This window comes from Methylomonas sp. MS20 (genome assembly GCF_050275925.1).
GTDB classification, from domain to species: domain Bacteria; phylum Pseudomonadota; class Gammaproteobacteria; order Methylococcales; family Methylomonadaceae; genus Methylomonas; species Methylomonas koyamae_A.
The window spans coordinates 2461996-2480816 of record NZ_CP189962.1 but is presented as its reverse complement, the minus strand read 5'-3'; the positions used below and the strand labels follow the sequence as shown (position 1 = coordinate 2480816).

Here is an 18821-nt window from a genome sequence, read left to right as displayed (position 1 = left end):
TTTTTCATCGCCAAACTGCTCTTTTTAGGTTCATGCGTCTGAAACGCCATACTCTGCGCACGGGATCCAACCGTGGATAGCGACAACACCTCGTTAGGTATCGAAATTCAACGCTTGGTTTCGCATCACCACTCTGTCGGTCATACTGACCGGCGCGGCGCTGATCCGCGAGCGCGAGCACGGCACGATCGAACATCTATTGGTTACGATTAGTTCGATGGTTTGAAGCGGCGACAGGCGGTAGCGACCGGCTAAGCGCCAACACGCAAGCGCGGCGTCCACGCAAATATTTGTGAGTGATTTATGAAAAAAACCAATACCGCAACCACAGCCGCGGCCGAGCAAGCCGCTTGGTGGCTGACGCCCAGCCCTTCGGACGCCAAGCCCTTGGGCTTATCCGCCGTCGAAGCCGGCGCCAAGCTGGCCGAAGTCGGCCCCAACCTGTTCCGGGATCGCCAGCGCCAAGCCCTGCTACTGCAGTTTCTATCGCGCTTCAAGAATCCGCTGGTGATTCTGCTGCTGGTTGCCAGCGCGATTTCGGCGTTCACCGGCGAGATCACCAATTTCGTGATTATCAGCGTCATGGTGCTGTTCAGCGTGACCCTGGATTTTGTCCAGGAACACCGAGCCGGCAAGGCGGCGGAAAGCCTGCGCCATTCGGTTTCGGTCAAGGCCCGGGTGATGCGCGACGGCAAACCTGTGGACGTACCGGTGACCGACGTGGTGCCGGGCGATGTCGCCCTGCTCTGCGCTGGCGACATGGTGCCGGCGGACGGCTTGCTAATCGAAGCCTGCGATCTGTTCGTCAAGCAGGCACTATTGACCGGGGAAGCCTACCCGATCGAAAAACGTCCGGGCGATTTGCCGGCCGACGCCACAGACTTGCAGGACGCCGACAACGCCGTATTCATGGGCACCACCGTCATCAGCGGTAGCGCCAAGATGCGCGTCATCAAAACCGGCACCGCCACCGCGATCGGCGCGATTGCCGACAGCCTGACCCGGCAACCCCCGCCGACCGCCTTCGAGGTGGGCACCCACCGTTTCGGTTTGCTGATCATGCGCTTGACGGTACTGCTGGTGCTATTCGTGTTGTTGGTCAACGCATTTTTGGGCAAACCCTGGTTGGAATCCTTTCTGTTTGCGGTGGCGCTGGCGGTGGGCTTGACGCCGGAACTGCTGCCGATGGTGGTATCGGTGACGCTGTCGCGCGGCGCGATGCATATGGCGGCAAAACGAGTAATCGTCAAACGTCTGTCGGCCATTCAGAATCTGGGCTCGATGGACGTGCTGTGCACCGACAAGACCGGCACCTTGACCGAAGCCAAGATCCGACTGGAACAGCATGTCGACCCGCAAGGCCAGCCCAGTGAGCGAGTGCTGGAGCTGGCTTATCTGAACAGCTTCTTCGAAACCGGCCTGAAAAGCCCGCTCGACGAGGCGATTTTGGCTCATCAAAACATCGATATCAGTGCCTGGCGAAAGATCGACGAAGTGCCGTTCGATTTCGAGCGGCGGCGGGTGTCGGTGTTGCTGGATAAAGGCAACGGCCGCTTGCTAGTCGTGAAAGGCGCCTCCGAGGAAATCATCACCCTTTGCACCCATTACGAACAACAAGGCAGCGACGCGCAACTGCCGCTCGATCCGGCCAGTCGAGCCCGCATCCACGAACAGCATAATGCACTGGAGCGAGAAGGCTTCCGGGTATTGGGCATCGCTTGGCGAGAAGCGCCGCAAAATCATCCGCACGCGGTGGTCAGCGACGAAAGCGAGCTAATTTTCGCCGGCTTTGCCGGCTTTCTCGACCCGCCCAAAGCCAGCGCCGGCGCGGCATTGGCGGCATTGAAGGACAGCGGCGTAACGGTAAAGATCGTCACCGGCGACAGCGATTTGGTAACCCAACACGTCTGCGCCCAATTAAATATTCCGGTGCTCGGCGTGTTGACCGGCAAGGACATCGCCGAAATGGACGACCACGCCTTGCGCATCCGCGTCGAAAAAGCCAATCTGTTTTGCCGGGTGAATCCATCTCAAAAAGACCGGGTGATTCGGGCGTTGAAAGCGCGCGGCCATGTGGTCGGCTATCTGGGCGACGGCATCAACGACGCGCCGTCGCTGCATTCGGCGGATGTCGGCCTGTCGGTGGATTCGGCGGTCGACGTCGCCAAGGAAGCGGCCGACATGATTCTACTGGATCAGGACTTACAGGTTCTGCATGACGGCGTGCTGGAAGGCCGGCGCACCTTCGGCAACATCCTGAAGTACATCATGATGGGTACCAGTTCCAACTTCGGCAATATGTTCAGCATGGCCGGCGCCGCGCTATTCTTGCCTTTCCTGCCGATGCTGCCGACCCAGATTCTGCTCAACAACATTCTGTACGACGTGTCCGAAGTACCGATTCCGCTGGATCAGGTCGATTCCGAAGAACTGCGCCAACCTCGGGTTCTGGACATGAACTTTATCCGCAATTTCATGTTGGTGATCGGTCCGATTAGCTCGGCATTCGATTTTTTGACCTTTTACATCCTGTTAACGGTATTAAAAGCCGACGAGGCCTTATTCCAAACCGGTTGGTTCGTCGAATCGCTGTGTACCCAAGTCCTGGTGATCTTCATCATCCGCACCCGAGGCAATCCTTTCAAAAGCCGGGCGCATCCGGTACTAGTCGCCACTTCGCTGTCGATTGCGCTGATCGGCGCCGTCCTGCCGTTTACGCCGCTAGGCCATTATTTCGGCTTCGTGCCGCCGCCGGCCCAGTTTTATTTCATTCTGGCGGCGACAGCGGTGGCGTATTTATTGGTGGTAGAGCTAGCCAAACGAGGTTTTTATCGCTGGCATGCCAATTACGGCAAATCGCGCCGGGCCAGTCGCCGCTGATCCGCGGAACTTGGCAGTCCGCTAAATGGCGGCGCATTGCCAAGCCCAGTTGTTTGGCGGCTACCACCTCGAACGGCAAGTGTGTTCGACAGCGTACCGACAGTGCCCGCCGCATTGAATAAAGTCGGTGCGGAGTTTGGCAAGCCTGACGAAACGTCCGGCCAAACTGGAACGCACCGATCAATTTTCAAAGCCGGAGTATCTTATGAAAACAGTCCTATCCATGGTAGCCCTATCGTTTCTGAGCGCGCTAGCGCTAAGCCCTGTCCACGCGGACGAGGTTAAAGACAAACAAAAAGACCTCATCGAAAAACAACAAGAACTGACCAAAAAACAAGAAGAAGTCCATGAAAAACAGGTCGAACTCAATCAAGCCAACCAGGAAGTCTCGATCGAGCGCGGACGGGAGGCCAATAAGTCGATGCAGCAAATTAGCCGGGCCAGCAAGATTACCGGCGCCAAGGTAAAAAACACCACCGGCGACAGTCTCGGCGACATCAAGGACTTGGTGATCGACCCGCAAAACGGTCAAGTGGTATATGCGGTGGTTTCCTTCGGCGGCCTGATGGGCATGGGCGACAAGCTGTTTGCCATCCCCTGGCGAGCGCTACGTTGGACCAGCCCCAGGGATTATTACATCCTGGACCTGGATAAGGAGACCTTAAAAACGGCACCCGGTTTCGATAAAAGACATTGGCCGGAAAGTTCCGAGAAATGGGAAGAGCAACGCGAGGCGCTCGGTCAGTTTTATCGCGTGGCACCGTAACGGCCATCGGCGGATTCGCCGATACCCTCCATGCATCGGCCCCCCCGACATCTATGTGCGTTGACGTACCGACCGTGCCGGGCGTTGCGAGTATGGTCTGCCGTGAGTGCTGAAAAACATCGGTACTCGTTCCCATACGACTAAAACACCATTGGAAATCATCATGAACAAAGATCAAGTAACAGGCCGTGTCGAAGAAGCCAAAGGCAAAGTGAAAGAAGTCGCCGGCAAACTAATCAACGACGACGAAATGGAGCTGGAAGGCAATGTCCAGAAAAATATCGGGAAGGTCCAGTCGGTAATCGGCGATGTGAAGAACGACATCGAGAAAGCCGCGGACGACTGATAGCACTCGCGGTCGCGATGACGTCACCAAGCGAAACTCGACTCTCGAGGGCACCATCATGAAATCACCAAAAATCAAGGGCCACCAATTATGGATAGGCGTACTCGCCACGGTTTGCTCATTGGGCGCCTTCTCCGCCGGCCATGAAGACGACGCGCCGATGAACAAGGATCAGGTAGAAGGCCGGATCGAAGAAACCAAGGGTACGGTCAAGGAAGTCACCGGCAAGATCATCGACGACAAAGGGATGGAAGTGGAAGGCAATGTCCAGAAAAATCTCGGCAAAGCCCAAAAAGGCTACGGCGATCTTAAGCAGGACATACAAAAAGGCAAGTAAGTGACGGCGGCTAGTGGGTTCGAGTTTCGTCCCCGTCCCCTCGGCGATGGCATCGACCGGCTAGCTGCTCTCCGACACCGATGTTGGTCCGACATTCCGCTCGTTCGAGCTTGGTCATTGACACAAGATCGAAGCGATCGGCCTCGAAGCCGCATCCGTATTTCCATCACGCTGGAGAACCCCATGCATCAATCTTCCAATTCCGAACAAGCGATGCAATCCTGCCTTGAAGCCTGCGAGCTCTGTCACCGGATTTGCCTGCAAACCGCGATGAACCATTGCCTGGAAAACGGCGGCAAGCACGTTAAAGCCAAGCATATCCGTCTGATGATGAATTGCGCCGAAATCTGTCGGACCACCGCGAATTTTCAATTGACCGGCTCGCACTTTTTGCTGCGCCTGCACGAACTTTGTGCCGAAATCTGCGAAGCCTGCGCCAAGGAATGCGCCGAAATCTGCGAAGCCTGCGCCAAGGAATGCGCCGAAATCGGCGATATGAAGGACAGCGTCGCGGCCTGTCTGCAATGTGCCGACAGTTGCCGGCAAATGCTTAGCGCCCAATATTAAACGCGGTACCCCCGTCATGCGTCCAAAGTTACCGGTGTCGGCGGCGATTATCACGGCGGTCTTGTCCGCCTGTTCGCCGGCTGCGCAAACCACCTTCCCACTTTCAGACGCGGGGACCAACAACAGCAGCGCCAACACAAGCTTGCTCGGCAAAATCCAGTGCCGCGCCAGCCTGCATCCGGTTTTTTGCTGAGCTAAACCCACCACCTTTCTGATTGCCTCGCGTAGCACAAGGAGCACCCACCATGAGCACGATACTCACCAAAGACGGCACGAAACTTTATTACAAGGACTGGGGCTCGGGCCCGGCGGTGGTGTTCAGTCACGGCTGGCCGTTAAACGCGGATGACTGGGAAAATCAGATGGTCTATCTGGCGGCGCGCGGCTACCGCTGCATCGCGCACGATAGGCGCGGCCATGGTCGTTCCGACCAGCCGTGGTTGGGCAACAATATGGAAACCTACGCCGACGACTTGGCGGAACTCATCGGATACCTGGACTTAAGCGGTATAACCTTGGTTGGTCATTCCACCGGCGGCGGCGAAGTGGCGCGCTATATCGGTCGGCACGGCTGCCAACGCGTCGCGGGGGTCTTGCTGGTAGGGTCTGTGACCCCGCTGATGCTGAAAACCGACAATAATCCGATCGGTTTGCCGCTCTCGGTATTCGACGATATTCGGAGCGGCGTTAGCGCGGACCGCTCGCAGTTTTTCAAGAATCTGACCGCGCCCTTTTACGGCGCCAACCGCCCGGATGTCGAAGTAAGCCAAGGCATCCGCGACGCATTTTGGCTTCAAGGCATGCAAGGTGGGCTGATAAACCAACTGGATAGTATCAAGGCATTTGCCGAAACCGACTTTACCGACGATTTAAAGGCATTCGATATTCCGACCCTGCTGATTCACGGCGACGATGATCAAATTGTGCCGATAGCCGCCTCGGCCATTGCCGCGACGAAATTGATTAAGAATGCGTCCTTGAAAATTTACCCCGGCGCTCCACACGGCCTGGCCGACACCCATAAAGACCAGTTAAATGGCGACTTGCTTGAGTTTCTAAGCGCCTAAACCGCGAGATGTCAAGCGGTCCGGCACGTGCACATCGTTTCGACAACGCATCCGACCGGCCGGGCTACCGCGGCAATACGAAACCCCTTAGTGACGCTTCGCGCTTAGTCAGCCATCCGGACTTTGGCGCCCCACGCACCATCGATTTCTTGGGACCGGCGCGGATTTGCCCTATAGGAACCGACTAATCGGGATAAGGTCCATTGCAGCACAACAAACCGGAATGGCTTTATCCAATGCGCGGTAGCGCACCGACTCGCGGCGGAATTCAAGCTACTGTCAATCACATGAATAACAGTATTGCGTGATTAACCAATCACTGTCCGATCAGAGTTTAAATTCCCAGGGTGTGGGATAAAGGTTTTCGATGCCCGCCAGTATATAAATTATTTTTGATCACGGCGTTTTTCTTAGAAAACCACCGCCATTAATAAAATCGCGATAAATACTCAGCTATACAGCAATAAAATAACCAGCTGCTGTTGAGAATATTATGTACAAACCGATTTTTTGTATAAGCCGAGATATCGGCCAAACCGCGAAGATTGTTAATAATCTTAAGGTAGCGGGTTTCTCCAACAACGACATTTCTTTGTTATCCCCAGAATGTTGTTATCAGCAAAGCGTCGGTAATACATCCGCTACTGCGGACGAACACCGCCTGGATCTGCAGTGGATAAACGGCATCGATAACTTGGAGATTCCCGGCGTGGGCCGCTGCATAACGGCGGGTCCGATTCGTATAGAACTAAGCCGTTCGTTGGAAAACGATGGTGTGGAAGACATCAACGCCGCGCTGATAGGTGCCGGTATTCCCGCGCATCACGCCGAACACTATCGGGAAAAAATCATAGACGGGCTCACGTTAATAGCCGTCAACACCGCAAGCTCAGAGTCGCGAGATACCGCGAACACGATTTTCCAACAGGCCGAGGCACTGGATATTTCTTCATCCGAAGAAGTATCGGTCAACAATTGATGCTGCCTTGCCAGCTCATCCATAACCACTGCACGGGATTTTAATAATGCACGGCATTGAAACGATAGATCATTTATTGATCGACGAACTAGCGGCCACCGAGACTTACAGCCAAGTCCTTAATAAACTGGGGGAAAACGTCGCTCTCGGTGACTCGGAAGGGCTACGGGCTATTTTCGACGACCACCGGACCGCCGTCTCCAGTTTACAAACTCAAATTCGAGATCTGGGGGGCACGCCGGCCAAGAACTCCGGTGTTTGGGGGGCCTGGGCCAAATTGGTTCAAGGCGGCGCCAATGCCTTCGGTAAACTAACCGCGTTAACAGTATTGCAGGAAGGCGAGAAAAGCGGTCTGGAAGACTACGGAAAAGCGCTATTGGATCAGAAGCTGGATCCCGAAGCGCGCGAACTGATCGAGCGGACACTGGTGCCGGCCCAACGCGCTCATATCCAGACGTTGGAACGGATGAACGGTGCGACGGTCGCTTAGCGAACCGCGCCGGTCTGAACAGACCGTTGTAACGAGCCAACCCTGGCATCGTCTGTCTCGATGCCGTGCTCTGACAGTACAGGAGTTCCCGACATGCCGACTACCGTTCCCGATGTAATCTTTAAAACCCGCGTTCGCGACGACAGTGTCGCCGGGGACAACCCGTTTCGCTGGCAAGACAGTAGGGAGGGGGTGGAAAACGGACAGGTTTAACCAACGCAAAACACCCCGGACGCCCCGAAAACTCTAGTTTTCAGCCAAAACACAAAAAATCTTGAATTCCGGACAAAAACGGCATCAATTCGGGAGAATACTCCTGGTAATCGCCGAAAAATACCGTTCAAGACTGGTGAATAAATACCGATTAAACGCCGTTTATTCGATCATCTCACCCGGTTTAAAACCCGCGTGAGATGATCGATCGTCACATGCTCGACCAAATTCTTATCGCTATCCGGAAAGCCGAGCAACTCGCGCTTAGGCAGACCTGGATGATTCACCCGCCGCCTTACAATCCCCCCAAACGCCAACGCTTTCTTGTTTCGCGGCCGAATCACATAGGGATCGGTACCGCCATGATGAATAGCCGCCAGCTTGGCATCCCTAGCACCATCAAAACCCAAAATTAACGTATTCGCCGAAACCTGATAAACCGGGCTGGCCAGCATCCGGCCGGTCTTTTTCAGCGGCCCGCCTTTACGCTTACCCTCGGCCAATGTCATCGCGGACAGCGGCTTCCACTCCTTGCCCTCCGGATCGACGCCTTTTTCATGCCGCCGCCGATTAACCCGCAACAACGACTCGCCGATGCTGCCCAGCATCTCCTCCGGCTTAGCAATTTCCCGCCGGGCGGCTTCCAGAATGTGTTCCAAATGACTGGTTTCGAACTCGATCTCAAATTGCATAATCGCTTGTCGTCTATATAATAAGTATCACGGTGACGGAGCTGCGGTTCTGCATGGCCCTCAAACCCGATCCACTCGCTTGGCTTGTGCAGAAGCCAAGTTCACTTCTTAAATACCAACCGCCCGTTGCGCTGTTTATCAAAATACTCCTCGCGCAAAGCTTCGGTCGGTTGATTCGTCATGAATGTTGTAGAACCTATCCAGCCATTGCTGCCCCATTCGAATACCGTCACGGCATAGGTTGTGTCGCCATCGACCGTAAAAGCCCTCAGATAGCGACGTTTTAGCCGCCATTTGCCTTTTTCGTGATGATCTTTTACCCATAGCCACCAAATTTCATCCGGTTCTATCAACGCCATTGCCATCAAATTGATGTATCGCAACCGTTCGGCTTTGCGTTCGCTGGCCAACCATTTGAACTCACCTTTGCCGTCTTGAAATAACGCCTTGGTAATCGCCAACGTACTCCCAGCTGCATCTGTAAACGCCACGCCTTGATCCATAGTCGCGCCAAAAATGTCGAGATATTCGGCAACGGCCTCTTCAGGCACCGCCCCAGGTGGATTGATGATCTTTGACGAAACATTAGTTGGCTTGGTCTTGCCGGGCTTAACAAAATCGGTTGGCCACGGCTTTTGCCGTTGCTGCAATACATTGTCCGCGCCCGTCAACGGCGGCACCGTCAGCGGCTCCAGATACGCCTTGCCGGGGTTATAAGCAAACCCAGGATCGATGCCTTTCGGCACCCGCACAGTGCGCGGCGACGCACCTTTGGTGCCGACCGTCTTGGTTTCCCATTCGAGCTCCAACTTGTCAGGGCCAGACATGCCTTTAATCGTCCACGCCTGCTCGGCCTCGTATCGTGACAACGAATTCCAGCGACACCGACAGCCCCAACCATTCTGCGGCGAAATCACATCAACTACCGGATCATCGACCGAAAAAATCAAACCGTCCCACGCCTTATGCTCTAGTCTTGGATGCTCAATGGACGTATGGTCATACTCCAAATACGGCCGCAAGTGCTTGACCGCCTGTATTTGCTGCCAGCGCCCGGCGTTATACGACTGGTTGATATTGGTGTCGTAGATGATCTTGCTGCGCCAGCCCGCCGAGCCGTTGTAACTCCAGCCGTGCTTGGTCACAATCTCATCAAACCGCTGCCGAAAATCTTCATACCCGCCGCCGTTCTGCTTGGCGTCATGGATCGCGTTATAAAAATCCTCGACCAACGCATCGTGCGCGGCGCCAGCTACCACAAACGCGTGGCTATGCTGTTGTTCCCAAATATCCGTCCAACTGGCCGTCGGTAACCTGATTTTGGCTTTGTAAAAATCAATCGCCTCTTTAAACGGCAGCTTGGCAGGCGAATCCGTCACAACGGTATCTCCCATAGCGCCAGTTGGCCCTTGGTGCGAATTACCCGGCCGCCGTACGGTACTTTGCGGCCGATCTTGCGCCAGCAATGCACCAACTCAAACCCGGCTGCGGTTAATTCGGCTTTCAAATCGGCGATATCGCCGCGACTAAGTTTGCGTTGCGACAAATCCGCCGACAGCAGCACCGTATCCGGCCCGATTTTGTCCAATTTCACGACGGACACGAACGGCGCCGCATCTTCGAAACGCTTGCCAGGATCGAACGTCCGCGCCACGCCCTGCGTCCATTCGATATGCACATTGCTCATTGAAAACCTCTCAAAATGCCAGCCTTAGAGAAATAAACGGTAGCGTAATGGTTATGACGTTTACGTTTTGATATTCGACCGGCGTGTAATATCCAATACGAAAAAGATGGTTAACACGCGTGCCGGTTTGTAGTGTGTCGAACCATAACTCATTCGAAACTTTGACGATTAACACCGCATATTCGAAATCAAAAACCCATTTCTTAATCAACATCGCCGCGCCCCGCCAAATGCGCCGCTGCCATGCCCAACTGCAACGCCCCAGCCCAGGCGTGACTGTCCAAATTCAACGCCTCAATCCCTGCAATGGCATCATCAAACGACCCCGCCGCCGCGACCACCGCCGCAATTTGCTGAATCGCCGCCTCTTCGTGGGGCATGCATAATGCCGCCAGCTGCTGGCTATAATTGCCGGCGATATCGCCGGACGCCTGCTGCTTGGCCAGGGCCGCCAGCCGTTCGACTACGCTCACGGCGGGCCGGGATAACGCCGCGCCGGCCGGCGTCGGCGCCGGCGACTTACCCGATACCATCAAAATCCTCGCATCCTTACCCGCCTTTGGGATCTGCAACGCTTGATGCGCCCAATCGACATCAATCTCCATGCCCATAGCCGCCGCCAAATCCAGCACCTCGGCCATCGCCTTTTGATCGACTTCGTCAGACGTATCGTGCCGCGCTTCCGGCATGCGGTCTTCGGTAAACATGCCATTCAGCAGGGCAATCGGACGGACGATGTCGCGGTTGATGGTCGGGTCGATCTGCCGCACGTCGTGCAACATGATTTCGCGCCGGACCTTGTCATGAATCGCGCCCAGCGCATTGGTGCTGGTCTTGCCGTCGGCCTGGCTGGTCAGCGTGCCGCCCAGGATGGCCATCGATTGCTTGCGTTCCCAATACTGGATGGCGTTTAAAAAGTCGGTGACATTGCCGGTCGAGGTTTGGGTAATAAAATCGATGCTCATGGTGCTAGGCACGATGCCGGCGCCGTCGTTGCCGATGTTGCGTACCGCTTTCAGTAGCGTGTCGCGCTGTTCCTTGTCGATGCCGGCCGGATACTTGCCCAGCCGCAGCGGCATGCCGTAAACCTCCAAAAAACGCTGCATGTCGCGCACGTTGTAGGCCTTGTACGCATAAGTCCAAGCCAGCACCCGAAACAACGCCGCCTGCTCGATGTACCCAGACTTGGCGCGGTGCTCGTGAATCACCCAGCCCCACTCGCGTAACGGCTCCGGCATGCCCATGCGCCGATACATCAGATCGCCGGTTTTGACGTCAATCTGAAACTCCCGCTGCGGCACCCAATGCAATGCCGCCGGCACCCATTCGGCGCCGGTACGCCACTCGATCTCCAGCGCCGCCAGGCCCTTGCCGATGGCATCGGTCAGGTCATACTGCGCATCCTCGAACTTATCGATCTTGCACAGCATGTCCATCAGTTCCTTGGTGCGATCGATCTCGGCTTGCGTCGCATCGTCCTGCGGATGCAAATCCCAACCCAAACCGGTCACCGCGCGGCGGCGCTTGGCCAGCTCGGAGAATATGTGCGCGTCTTGCTCCTCGACCAGTTCGAACAACGTGGCCTGGTCGGTGATGTAACCCTGGTCGGCCTGGGCAAACGCATTGGCCAGCCGGGTTGGGTCCAGCGTGTTGACGCTGTTGTAATTCATCGGCGTGCTTTGCGTGGAGCGGGCGCCGGCTTGCAGCTTTTCCAAGCCTTTTTTGCTGACCTGGGTGAGTTTCGCCAGGGCGGCTTTGGCTTTTTTAATCATTGGTCACCTCGATCAGCAAGCGTTATGTGATCCAACAGAGGGTCTGGCGTGCCTATGTATTCGCCATATTTTCCGAAAATACAACGGCGCCCATCTTCGGACACTGTTAACGTGCATCGAAGTGGACCATTTCCACCGTGCCAGGTCACGATAATCTCTGTGCCATCCGGCAAAGCGTCGAAATCATCGTTACTAAGGCGCTTATCATTGGGTTGTTTAATCATCCTCCGCCTCCGCGACATAAGGCGGCCGAGGATAATCAACATCGCCGATCGCCCCCTCAGAAAACGCCATAAATTCCGTCTCTCGAATCAGTGTGCCGACAGCCTTAAAAACCGCTGTCGCTAACATAGAGTCATAACCGAATTCATCGACAAACGTCGAGAACGTCGAACCTCGCTTATTCACATGCAGCCAATCTAAATAATCCGCCGCTATCCGCAAGACCGCGACGTGGTTTAGATGCTCTAATTCGCGCGGGTCAAGCTGTTCTAAATCACTTCGCGCGACATGCATTGCTACTTCTTGAGCGAGTGTTGCCAGCGCTGCGCCGACTCCCACAGGCGTATGCCCTTTCTCACGCCAGCGGTTCCAATACGCGCACAAGCGGGCTATTGAGTCCAATAAGTTATTCAATTTTTCTGCACTATCAGTCATCATCCCAATCCTCGTCATAATCGCTATTTCCCCGACTGGTAGAGCGCCGCTGGCCGCGACCGCTGCCCGCCGGCGTGTAATTCCACTCGCCGCCAAACTGTTTGGCGATTTGCCACAGCATTTCCAACGCGTCCGGTCCGTCGTCGTGGTCCGCTTCCGGCCAGAACTTCAACTGCTCGATCAGCGTGGACTGGCTGCGGTGCAACCGAATCTGCTCGTTGTTAACGTAAGGCTGCAAGCCAATGATGCGCAGGTCTTTATCGGTATGCGGCACTACCGGAATGGCTGGAAATGCAATTCCCAACAGCGCCGCGCGCTTGATCAACTCGCTATGCAAAAACGCCTGGAACTGCACCGTTTCCACGGCCCATGCCAAACAGGCGTACTCCGCCTGAAGATCGATGGCCCTGCTGATGATCAAATCCGGTACGCGGCGGGCGATATCGGCTTCCACCACATCCAGCACCATCTTTTTACGATCCAAACCGCCCACTAGAATCGCCGACGGGTCGCCTTTGACCGTGCCTTTCTTACCTAAAGACGGATCGATCGAACCAAAAAACACCCAGTCAGATAGCCGATTGACCCAGAACTGAATATCTTTGAACGGTGCATTTTCATCGTTTCCGGCTTCGTTTTGCTGCTCTTGAGAAAATGCATCGTGGTTGATCGCCCGCATACACATCAGCCGGTACAGCGGCCGCACTTCCGGCCAGCTTACTTCGGCACCCGCATCCATCTCGGCTTTGTTGGCTTCGTAAAACATCAGAGCATCGCCCTCGATCTGATCTTTGTCTTCGATGGTTTCGTCAACAACGGGCTTTGTGTATATCGATTCCCAGTGTTCCCACATATCCATGCGGTCCGGCCATTTCAGAATCGAGCGGAACACCTTGCGCCGCCAGCCAGGTGCACGGCTGACGCGGTTGATCGCCGCGTCGTAATGCAAACTGGTACCGACCCAAAACACATCCATGCCGCCGCCCGGACCGGCCAAGCCCAGCACCGCGCTGAGTACATACTTCTGCACCTTGTCGCGCTGGCCTTTGTCCTTGACGTTCTCGTCGTTCTCCAGATCGTCCAGGAAGATCAGGTCAGGCCGGTGTGGGCCATGCTTCATACCCCGGATTTTCTTGCCGGTACCGCCGATCCTGATCTTGATGTTTCCGGCGGTGATGGCGGTGGTGGCTTGCCATACCCGGCCCCGGCCGCAGGCTTCCGGAAAGTCCATCATCAACCTTGGGTTGGTATCCAGTTCGGCCTTGACGCTTTCCAGCATTTCAGCCGCCTGTTCCTCGGTATTCATGATGATGCCCATCATGTGCTTTCTAGCTTTAGCGGGTAATCCCAATGCCTGGGTGCCGCCTTTTTCGTCAATCAGTACTGCCCGACAGATGCACCACAACAGACCCAATTGCGTTTCATACGTCGATTTTGCCTCGCCGCGCGGCGCTTCGTGCACTTCGCGGGCATCTCGATCACTATCGATACATGCCGGCAAGCGCTTGAAAATAAACCGATGAAAATCGCTAAAAAACGCGGTGGGCACGTAATGCGGGAAGTACGTCTGGCAGAAAAATTGATAATCGAACAAGCAGCGCTCGCGGCGTGCCTTCGTCGCCTCAGGATCTGTTGCAAACGCCTCGACCTCCAGCTCAATCATCTGACGGATTTGCTCGCCGAGCACCGCCAGCTCTTTCTCGAACTCGCGCCAGTTGCGGACTTCTTGGATGTCGAGGGTTTCAGACATGACGAGCCTCGCAACGGCGAGCGACGTCGATCAGCCATTCAGCCAAGCGCAATGGCGTATGTTCCCTGTCGGGCCGAAAAACCGATTTTCTATAGCCGTAATCCTCGGGCTGCATTCGACTACCGTCCGACCGGCGACCGTGCGACCCGATAATGCATGCCTCTTTGCCAGGGATTATGGGCATCATCGGCATAGCATCTGGTTTGATGCCGCATATATACAGAAATGTCGGCTTTTCAGCGGTGTGACCAAAATTGCATTGGAAGATAGGCAGCGTCCAACCGCCGAATTCGTCTACTTCGTTCGGTAACGGCAGGCGTTTTGCCGGCCACAGTTTCGATTGCTTGGGGTGTTCCAATACGCCGCCGTATCGGCGAACCATATCCACAGCCCACATTCCCAATTCTTTCTCACCCATTCGAGGTTTAGCCATGTGACTAAGTTGACCCCAGGCCCGGCATGGCGGATGCGCCACGACCGGAGAGCCGCCCGGCCAATTGGTAGCGTCACGCTGCGCATCCCAAACATCCACACCATCCAGGGTTTTATAGACTGAATCCTTGCGAGCAAATAAAACGGCAACTTGTTTAACCATACCGCTTCCCCAACGCCGCCCCAATCGCCTCCAAATGCGGCTGCAAAGCCCGCAACGCCTGGGGGTCGCACTTTTGCAATAAATCGACGATCATTTTTAGCACGTCCAGCGCCACGCTCAGCCCGCTAAACTGCGGATTGATGCGGCTGAAAGACTTTGCAAATTTCGCATGGGCGTCGGCGAGTTGGGCTAGAACGCCGGCTTTGTCCTGAGCCGGGATCAGCGAGTTATCCAGCTCGCGCGTCGTCGTCAACACCATCCGCGCAAAATCCTCAATCATGTTTTTATTGAGCTCGTCGATGCCTTGCTCGCTGACGCGATACGCCGCCCGCGCCGTGTCCCAATCGTCGCCGCGCTCCTTGCCCAGCCGTTTCCATTCGCGCGCCGTGTCGTAACTCACGTTGGCGCAAGCGGCGGCGGCCGTCAGCGCCATGCCTTCCACGTACATGCGGCGGACGTTGGCCCGCGTTTCCGGCGTGTGCGCCATGCTCAACTCATCCGTTTCAGCAATTCAACCATGCCCGCCACCAGCGCGCCGCCGGCACCGCCGCCGAAAGCGCCGATCCTGGCGACTTTGGCAATGATGCGTTTGTCTTCTTTCTGCAGGTCGGTGATTTGGATGTTCACCGCATCCAGCCGGGCTGTCAGCTTGTCATCCAGTCGATCAATACGCGCATTGCTAGCCGTCTCTACCCGGCGCATGTCCTCGCGCAAATGCTCGATACTGGCAAGTATCGCCTGGTGCATAGTGCGGATTTCACCGGTCAAATGACCGATCTGTTGCGCCAGCGCGACTTCGTTATTGTTGGTCTGGTCGGTCATCGGGTCGTCCTATCTCGTAATCGATCAATGCGCCGAGCCGGGCTCGGCAGGTGTCGTATTGGTACTGGGCGCCGCCGATCCAGCCGGCGACGTCGGTATCGGTGGCAACGGCGCCACCTTCTGTAGCAGATGCGCCGGCGGCTTGGGGTACGGTTGGATCGTCACGGGGGGCACCGTTGAGCAGGCGGACAGTAGCGGCATTAAAACAAGCGCGGCCGGTAGTAACTTTGGATAACGCACGTTGCACCTCCAGGGTTTTATTGGTCAATTGGGATTCGGTTTGTGCCAGTTGCGCCGACAACGCATCGCCGCGCCGCGCTTCGGCGTCATGACGTTCGCGGTACAGCGTTTCGGCGGCGGCCAGGGCTTGCGCCTGATCGGCCTTCATTTGCGAGATTTCGGCATTGAGAATGGCATCGGTAAAAAACCAACCGCCGCCGGCGCCCAGGCCCAGGCCAATCAACGCTGCAAGCGCTAACGGGTTCATACGGCCTCCTGCAGTAAATCCTCGACCATCCGCGTCGGCATGCCGATGCGCGTGGCGATGTCGAATTCCAGTCGCGCACCCTTGGAGACAGACCAGCCGGGTAACAGCGCGATCATGTCGCAGGTCAGTAGTTGCGGGATTGCCAAGCGCATGTAGCCCGCCCAGGTGCCGCACTGGGGAACCGGGTTCTCGGCCGGGTTCTCGACGATAAAACCCTTGGCCCGCAACTGCTCGGCGGTGGCGTTGAACTGCGGATAATTGAAGTCTGCGATGCCGGACATCGGGCCGGCCAGATAAATACGGACCTGCCCTGAGCGTAGTCGATCGGTCATGGAGTAACCTCCCCTTCGACTTCGCTCACGGCAGACCCGCCCCAAGCGGCGTAGAGAGGTTGTAGATTCAAAAGAATGCGCCGTGGATAACCCAGGTTTTCGGCGCAATGCACGGCCGAACGGCTGGCCGCTCCGCACACGCCGTCCACCTCGGCGCGCTTGAGCGACGGCGCCGCTTTGGCCTCGTTCAACCAGTGCCCCAGGCCGCCGTTGTAAGCGCGCAGCGCCGCCCAATGCTTGTCGAACGCGTTATCGCCTTTTACGCGCTGGTACAACCAACGGTCGTAACCGACCAGAGCGCGCAAACTCCACACCGGATTCGCTGGCTGGCAATCCTCGGCCGGCAGGCGCTGCACCTGGCACCACCACGCCGCTGTGGCTGGCATGAACTGCGCCATACCCCTGGCGCCGACGCGGGACACCGCCTCCGGTCGCCAACCGCTCTCTTGATGCACCTGCGCGGCAAACGCCGCCACCGGCGCATCCAAACCCCATTCGGCATGGGCAATGCGGGTTAGATCGGCACGGTACGCCACGGCCGCGCGCGGCACGGGCGCCGCATGGGCCGGGCTGGCACAGAATTGCGCGACCAGACAAATCACGACAATGCTGCCGGCCATCGCCAGCAGCTCGCGCGCGATGGCGGCTAAATGTAATTGACGGCGTTGCATCACGCCCCCAAGCTCACGGCCAACATGGCGGCGGCCACGATCAGCGCTCGACGGATCATCGCTAGGGCGAAGACCAAGTGATAACCCTCGTTGACTTGGAAATCGGCATCTTCGGCACTGCACTCGGCGTGATAACGGCCGTCGGGGTGATGCCGCAGATACCCATCAGGACGCGCATATGGGAACAACGAGCGGTCCAGGTAATAACCCACCACCCCGGCGGTCGTCACCAGCACGACCTTAAATAGCGCCACGCCGATCTGTTGCGGAAACAGCCACAGAATCACGCCCAGCAACACCAGGCTGACGCCGGCCCAAACAGACAATCTCGGTAATTTCATTTCAGTCTCCTACGTTAAAAACAAATCAAATGCAGGGTGAAATTTACGCGCGCGCGCGAGGAGATATAACGCCGGAAACGTTTCCGGCGGCGACGGCAGAAAACTCCGCGCGTAGAGTGCGCGCCAAACCGAAGACGGAGGACTTATGCGATATACCCGACCCGCAACACCCCAATCTCGGCCGGATCAACCGGCCGAGAACCCGCAGGCGCACTGGCGTTACGGCTGGTTGATCCGGCCCGGCTCGCTGTGGATCGGCGCGCACTGGTCGTCGGCCAACAAACGCTTGTGTATCAACCTGCTGCCGTGCGTGACGGTGTGGGTAGTGATGCCGGGAGGGGTGGCGCCATGACAAACATCGTGATCGACACCAACGACGACGATCAAATCGAGATTTTTGCCAACGGCGTGCTAGTGGGCAGCTATAACCACGACGAAGATGGGTATGAAGTCATGGAGCGGGCCGAGGCGCTAGCGGTGCAAATTGGCTATGCGCTGGGCATTGAAGTGGTGCGCCAATGACCCCCGACGAACTGAGAAAAATCGCCGACAAAATCGCCAAATGCCTGGCCCTGGCTGCCAGCGACAACCCGGCGGAAGCCGAGGCCGCCAAGCGGCAGGCCGCTGCGCTGATGAAAAAGTACAACTTGACGTCCGGCGATGTGGCAGCGGCGACTGTGCATGAAGAGCAGATCGGCCTGGGCTCGCCGTATAAACCGCCGCTTTACGTCGGCCAACTCGCCGTGCTGATCGCCAAAGCCTTCGGCTGCGGCACCCATGCCGAACTGGGTTTTGGTCGCACGCCGACCCGGTTTCGGTTTTACGGGCTGGGCATCAAACCAGAACTGGCCGCCTACACATTCGACGTGCTTCGGCGCCGGATAGCGAAAGACCGTAAAACATATGCCGCGACCCTGACGCGCTGCAAACAGGCCACCAAGGTCCGCCGCGCCGATCTGTTCTGCCAAGCGTGGGTAACCCGAATCGCTCTCCAAGTCAACGAATTCGCAGGCAACGAACAAGAACAATTAGCGATCGAAGCTTACAAAGAACAGCAATTCGGCGACAGCTTAAAGCCGGACGGCCGCAGCCGGGCCATTGCGAAACAAAACAACGACTGGCGAGCCAGCGAGGCCGGCTATCGAGCAGCGGAAGACGTTTCGCTACATAAACCGATACAAACCAAGCGCGGCGCGCTGTTGGGGGCAGGATGAAAGGCAAATTGATTCTGTTCGGAAAGCTGATGTTGCTTTGGGTGTTCGGTATATCCATCTGGGCCTTCGCCCATTTCGCCGTCGCCGACGAGTGCAAAAAGCTGGGTGGTTTTTATGTTGGGAGCAAGGTTTTCGAGTGCCACCAGGTCAATTAAA

General features: G+C 56.5%; 27 protein-coding genes. 13 read left to right on the top strand and 14 right to left on the bottom strand.

Annotated elements, in window-relative coordinates; all coding sequences use genetic code 11:
* Positions 1-303 precede the first annotated feature (303 nt).
* The 9 genes from mgtA to ACQE3D_RS10900 all read left to right on the top strand — a co-directional run bounded on the left by mgtA (position 304) and on the right by ACQE3D_RS10900 (position 7432).
* Positions 304-2880: a magnesium-translocating P-type ATPase gene (gene mgtA, locus ACQE3D_RS10940; protein WP_313727941.1), complete on the top strand. Its 2577-nt coding sequence runs from the start codon at positions 304-306 to the stop codon at positions 2878-2880.
* Between the two features lie 205 nt (positions 2881-3085).
* Positions 3086-3646, top strand: coding sequence for a PRC-barrel domain-containing protein (locus tag ACQE3D_RS10935; protein ID WP_313727942.1), 561 nt, complete (start codon positions 3086-3088; stop codon positions 3644-3646).
* A 163-nt stretch (positions 3647-3809) separates the two neighbouring features.
* Entirely contained in the window at positions 3810-3992 is a 183-nt protein-coding gene (locus ACQE3D_RS10930; protein WP_064031196.1) for a CsbD family protein, read from the top strand.
* A gap of 58 nt (positions 3993-4050) precedes the next feature.
* Positions 4051-4329 carry a CsbD family protein gene (locus tag ACQE3D_RS10925; RefSeq protein WP_231883745.1) on the top strand — a complete coding sequence of 93 codons (279 nt, stop codon included), beginning with the start codon at positions 4051-4053 and terminating at the stop codon, positions 4327-4329.
* Positions 4330-4512: 183 nt separating this feature from the next.
* Positions 4513-4896 (top strand): four-helix bundle copper-binding protein, encoded by a 384-nt coding sequence (locus ACQE3D_RS10920; protein ID WP_064031195.1) that lies wholly within the window; start codon positions 4513-4515, stop codon positions 4894-4896.
* Positions 4897-4912: 16 nt separating this feature from the next.
* Positions 4913-5089 (top strand): hypothetical protein, encoded by a 177-nt coding sequence (locus ACQE3D_RS10915; RefSeq protein WP_157197981.1) that lies wholly within the window; start codon positions 4913-4915, stop codon positions 5087-5089.
* A gap of 52 nt (positions 5090-5141) precedes the next feature.
* Positions 5142-5963, top strand: a complete 822-nt coding sequence (locus ACQE3D_RS10910) for an alpha/beta fold hydrolase (protein WP_064031194.1) — start codon at positions 5142-5144, stop codon at positions 5961-5963.
* Positions 5964-6456: 493 nt separating this feature from the next.
* Entirely contained in the window at positions 6457-6942 is a 486-nt protein-coding gene (locus ACQE3D_RS10905; RefSeq protein ID WP_313727943.1) for a hypothetical protein, read from the top strand.
* A 46-nt stretch (positions 6943-6988) separates the two neighbouring features.
* On the top strand, positions 6989-7432 hold the full coding sequence (locus tag ACQE3D_RS10900; protein WP_313727944.1) for a DUF2383 domain-containing protein: 444 nt from the start codon (positions 6989-6991) through the stop codon (positions 7430-7432).
* Between the two features lie 383 nt (positions 7433-7815).
* Here the strand turns inward: ACQE3D_RS10900 and ACQE3D_RS10895 are convergent, their stop codons facing one another.
* The 14 genes from ACQE3D_RS10895 to ACQE3D_RS10830 all read right to left on the bottom strand — a co-directional run bounded on the left by ACQE3D_RS10895 (position 7816) and on the right by ACQE3D_RS10830 (position 17451).
* On the bottom strand, positions 7816-8337 hold the full coding sequence (locus ACQE3D_RS10895; RefSeq protein ID WP_313727945.1) for a phage virion morphogenesis protein: 522 nt from the start codon (positions 8335-8337) through the stop codon (positions 7816-7818).
* A gap of 101 nt (positions 8338-8438) precedes the next feature.
* Complete coding sequence (locus ACQE3D_RS10890) at positions 8439-9716, bottom strand: PBECR2 nuclease fold domain-containing protein (protein ID WP_313727946.1); 1278 nt, start codon at positions 9714-9716, stop codon at positions 8439-8441.
* Positions 9713-10024 carry a hypothetical protein gene (locus ACQE3D_RS10885; RefSeq protein ID WP_313727947.1) on the bottom strand — a complete coding sequence of 104 codons (312 nt, stop codon included), beginning with the start codon at positions 10022-10024 and terminating at the stop codon, positions 9713-9715. Before ACQE3D_RS10885 ends, ACQE3D_RS10890 begins: the two co-directional genes overlap by 4 nt.
* A gap of 203 nt (positions 10025-10227) precedes the next feature.
* On the bottom strand, positions 10228-11796 hold the full coding sequence (locus tag ACQE3D_RS10880; protein WP_313727949.1) for a DUF935 domain-containing protein: 1569 nt from the start codon (positions 11794-11796) through the stop codon (positions 10228-10230).
* Positions 11793-12020: a hypothetical protein gene (locus ACQE3D_RS10875; RefSeq protein ID WP_313727950.1), complete on the bottom strand. Its 228-nt coding sequence runs from the start codon at positions 12018-12020 to the stop codon at positions 11793-11795. The genes ACQE3D_RS10880 and ACQE3D_RS10875 overlap by 4 nt, the downstream gene beginning before the upstream one ends.
* Positions 12013-12456: a hypothetical protein gene (locus ACQE3D_RS10870; RefSeq protein ID WP_313727951.1), complete on the bottom strand. Its 444-nt coding sequence runs from the start codon at positions 12454-12456 to the stop codon at positions 12013-12015. Before ACQE3D_RS10870 ends, ACQE3D_RS10875 begins: the two co-directional genes overlap by 8 nt.
* On the bottom strand, positions 12446-14203 hold the full coding sequence (gene terL, locus ACQE3D_RS10865) for a phage terminase large subunit (RefSeq protein ID WP_313727952.1): 1758 nt from the start codon (positions 14201-14203) through the stop codon (positions 12446-12448). Before terL ends, ACQE3D_RS10870 begins: the two co-directional genes overlap by 11 nt.
* Positions 14196-14798, bottom strand: a complete 603-nt coding sequence (locus ACQE3D_RS10860; protein ID WP_313727953.1) for a hypothetical protein — start codon at positions 14796-14798, stop codon at positions 14196-14198. Before ACQE3D_RS10860 ends, terL begins: the two co-directional genes overlap by 8 nt.
* Positions 14791-15285, bottom strand: coding sequence for a DUF1804 family protein (locus ACQE3D_RS10855; protein ID WP_313727954.1), 495 nt, complete (start codon positions 15283-15285; stop codon positions 14791-14793). The genes ACQE3D_RS10860 and ACQE3D_RS10855 overlap by 8 nt, the downstream gene beginning before the upstream one ends.
* A gap of 2 nt (positions 15286-15287) precedes the next feature.
* Positions 15288-15620 (bottom strand): hypothetical protein, encoded by a 333-nt coding sequence (locus ACQE3D_RS10850; RefSeq protein ID WP_313727955.1) that lies wholly within the window; start codon positions 15618-15620, stop codon positions 15288-15290.
* Positions 15598-16107, bottom strand: a complete 510-nt coding sequence (locus ACQE3D_RS10845; RefSeq protein WP_313727956.1) for a hypothetical protein — start codon at positions 16105-16107, stop codon at positions 15598-15600. Before ACQE3D_RS10845 ends, ACQE3D_RS10850 begins: the two co-directional genes overlap by 23 nt.
* Positions 16104-16439: a DUF4406 domain-containing protein gene (locus ACQE3D_RS10840; protein WP_313727957.1), complete on the bottom strand. Its 336-nt coding sequence runs from the start codon at positions 16437-16439 to the stop codon at positions 16104-16106. The genes ACQE3D_RS10845 and ACQE3D_RS10840 overlap by 4 nt, the downstream gene beginning before the upstream one ends.
* The gene (locus tag ACQE3D_RS10835) at positions 16436-17110 is read right to left on the bottom strand and encodes a transglycosylase SLT domain-containing protein (protein ID WP_313727959.1); all 675 of its coding nucleotides are present in this window, start codon (positions 17108-17110) and stop codon (positions 16436-16438) included. The genes ACQE3D_RS10840 and ACQE3D_RS10835 overlap by 4 nt, the downstream gene beginning before the upstream one ends.
* Positions 17110-17451, bottom strand: a complete 342-nt coding sequence (locus ACQE3D_RS10830; protein WP_313727960.1) for a putative holin — start codon at positions 17449-17451, stop codon at positions 17110-17112. The genes ACQE3D_RS10835 and ACQE3D_RS10830 overlap by 1 nt, the downstream gene beginning before the upstream one ends.
* A gap of 145 nt (positions 17452-17596) precedes the next feature.
* Here ACQE3D_RS10830 and ACQE3D_RS10825 point away from each other — a divergent pair, with 145 nt between their 5' ends.
* From ACQE3D_RS10825 to ACQE3D_RS10810, 4 genes are read left to right on the top strand one after another with little or no spacing between them, the layout of a single operon-like run.
* Positions 17597-17803, top strand: coding sequence for a hypothetical protein (locus tag ACQE3D_RS10825; RefSeq protein WP_313727961.1), 207 nt, complete (start codon positions 17597-17599; stop codon positions 17801-17803).
* Positions 17800-17973 (top strand): hypothetical protein, encoded by a 174-nt coding sequence (locus tag ACQE3D_RS10820; RefSeq protein WP_313727962.1) that lies wholly within the window; start codon positions 17800-17802, stop codon positions 17971-17973. The genes ACQE3D_RS10825 and ACQE3D_RS10820 overlap by 4 nt, the downstream gene beginning before the upstream one ends.
* Positions 17970-18665 carry a DUF7168 domain-containing protein gene (locus tag ACQE3D_RS10815; RefSeq protein ID WP_313727963.1) on the top strand — a complete coding sequence of 232 codons (696 nt, stop codon included), beginning with the start codon at positions 17970-17972 and terminating at the stop codon, positions 18663-18665. Before ACQE3D_RS10820 ends, ACQE3D_RS10815 begins: the two co-directional genes overlap by 4 nt.
* The gene (locus ACQE3D_RS10810) at positions 18662-18820 is read left to right on the top strand and encodes a hypothetical protein (RefSeq protein ID WP_313727964.1); all 159 of its coding nucleotides are present in this window, start codon (positions 18662-18664) and stop codon (positions 18818-18820) included. Before ACQE3D_RS10815 ends, ACQE3D_RS10810 begins: the two co-directional genes overlap by 4 nt.
* The last annotated feature ends 1 nt before the right edge of the window (position 18821 follow it).

Bases quoted from the DNA above. Each gene is read 5' to 3' on its own strand.
- mgtA (WP_313727941.1), top strand. From the start codon at position 304: ATGAAAAAAACCAATACCGCAACCACAGCCGCGGCCGAGCAAGCCGCT.
- ACQE3D_RS10935 (WP_313727942.1), top strand. From the start codon at position 3,086: ATGAAAACAGTCCTATCCATGGTAGCCCTATCGTTTCTGAGCGCGCTA.
- ACQE3D_RS10930 (WP_064031196.1), top strand. From the start codon at position 3,810: ATGAACAAAGATCAAGTAACAGGCCGTGTCGAAGAAGCCAAAGGCAAA.
- ACQE3D_RS10925 (WP_231883745.1), top strand. From the start codon at position 4,051: ATGAAATCACCAAAAATCAAGGGCCACCAATTATGGATAGGCGTACTC.
- ACQE3D_RS10920 (WP_064031195.1), top strand. From the start codon at position 4,513: ATGCATCAATCTTCCAATTCCGAACAAGCGATGCAATCCTGCCTTGAA.
- ACQE3D_RS10915 (WP_157197981.1), top strand. From the start codon at position 4,913: ATGCGTCCAAAGTTACCGGTGTCGGCGGCGATTATCACGGCGGTCTTG.
- ACQE3D_RS10910 (WP_064031194.1), top strand. From the start codon at position 5,142: ATGAGCACGATACTCACCAAAGACGGCACGAAACTTTATTACAAGGAC.
- ACQE3D_RS10905 (WP_313727943.1), top strand. From the start codon at position 6,457: ATGTACAAACCGATTTTTTGTATAAGCCGAGATATCGGCCAAACCGCG.
- ACQE3D_RS10900 (WP_313727944.1), top strand. From the start codon at position 6,989: ATGCACGGCATTGAAACGATAGATCATTTATTGATCGACGAACTAGCG.
- ACQE3D_RS10895 (WP_313727945.1), bottom strand. From the start codon at position 8,337: ATGCAATTTGAGATCGAGTTCGAAACCAGTCATTTGGAACACATTCTG.
- ACQE3D_RS10885 (WP_313727947.1), bottom strand. From the start codon at position 10,024: ATGAGCAATGTGCATATCGAATGGACGCAGGGCGTGGCGCGGACGTTC.
- ACQE3D_RS10880 (WP_313727949.1), bottom strand. From the start codon at position 11,796: ATGATTAAAAAAGCCAAAGCCGCCCTGGCGAAACTCACCCAGGTCAGC.
- ACQE3D_RS10875 (WP_313727950.1), bottom strand. From the start codon at position 12,020: ATGATTAAACAACCCAATGATAAGCGCCTTAGTAACGATGATTTCGAC.
- ACQE3D_RS10870 (WP_313727951.1), bottom strand. From the start codon at position 12,456: ATGATGACTGATAGTGCAGAAAAATTGAATAACTTATTGGACTCAATA.
- terL (WP_313727952.1), bottom strand. From the start codon at position 14,203: ATGTCTGAAACCCTCGACATCCAAGAAGTCCGCAACTGGCGCGAGTTC.
- ACQE3D_RS10860 (WP_313727953.1), bottom strand. From the start codon at position 14,798: ATGGTTAAACAAGTTGCCGTTTTATTTGCTCGCAAGGATTCAGTCTAT.
- ACQE3D_RS10855 (WP_313727954.1), bottom strand. From the start codon at position 15,285: ATGGCGCACACGCCGGAAACGCGGGCCAACGTCCGCCGCATGTACGTG.
- ACQE3D_RS10850 (WP_313727955.1), bottom strand. From the start codon at position 15,620: ATGACCGACCAGACCAACAATAACGAAGTCGCGCTGGCGCAACAGATC.
- ACQE3D_RS10845 (WP_313727956.1), bottom strand. From the start codon at position 16,107: ATGAACCCGTTAGCGCTTGCAGCGTTGATTGGCCTGGGCCTGGGCGCC.
- ACQE3D_RS10840 (WP_313727957.1), bottom strand. From the start codon at position 16,439: ATGACCGATCGACTACGCTCAGGGCAGGTCCGTATTTATCTGGCCGGC.
- ACQE3D_RS10835 (WP_313727959.1), bottom strand. From the start codon at position 17,110: ATGCAACGCCGTCAATTACATTTAGCCGCCATCGCGCGCGAGCTGCTG.
- ACQE3D_RS10830 (WP_313727960.1), bottom strand. From the start codon at position 17,451: ATGAAATTACCGAGATTGTCTGTTTGGGCCGGCGTCAGCCTGGTGTTG.
- ACQE3D_RS10825 (WP_313727961.1), top strand. From the start codon at position 17,597: ATGCGATATACCCGACCCGCAACACCCCAATCTCGGCCGGATCAACCG.
- ACQE3D_RS10820 (WP_313727962.1), top strand. From the start codon at position 17,800: ATGACAAACATCGTGATCGACACCAACGACGACGATCAAATCGAGATT.
- ACQE3D_RS10815 (WP_313727963.1), top strand. From the start codon at position 17,970: ATGACCCCCGACGAACTGAGAAAAATCGCCGACAAAATCGCCAAATGC.
- ACQE3D_RS10810 (WP_313727964.1), top strand. From the start codon at position 18,662: ATGAAAGGCAAATTGATTCTGTTCGGAAAGCTGATGTTGCTTTGGGTG.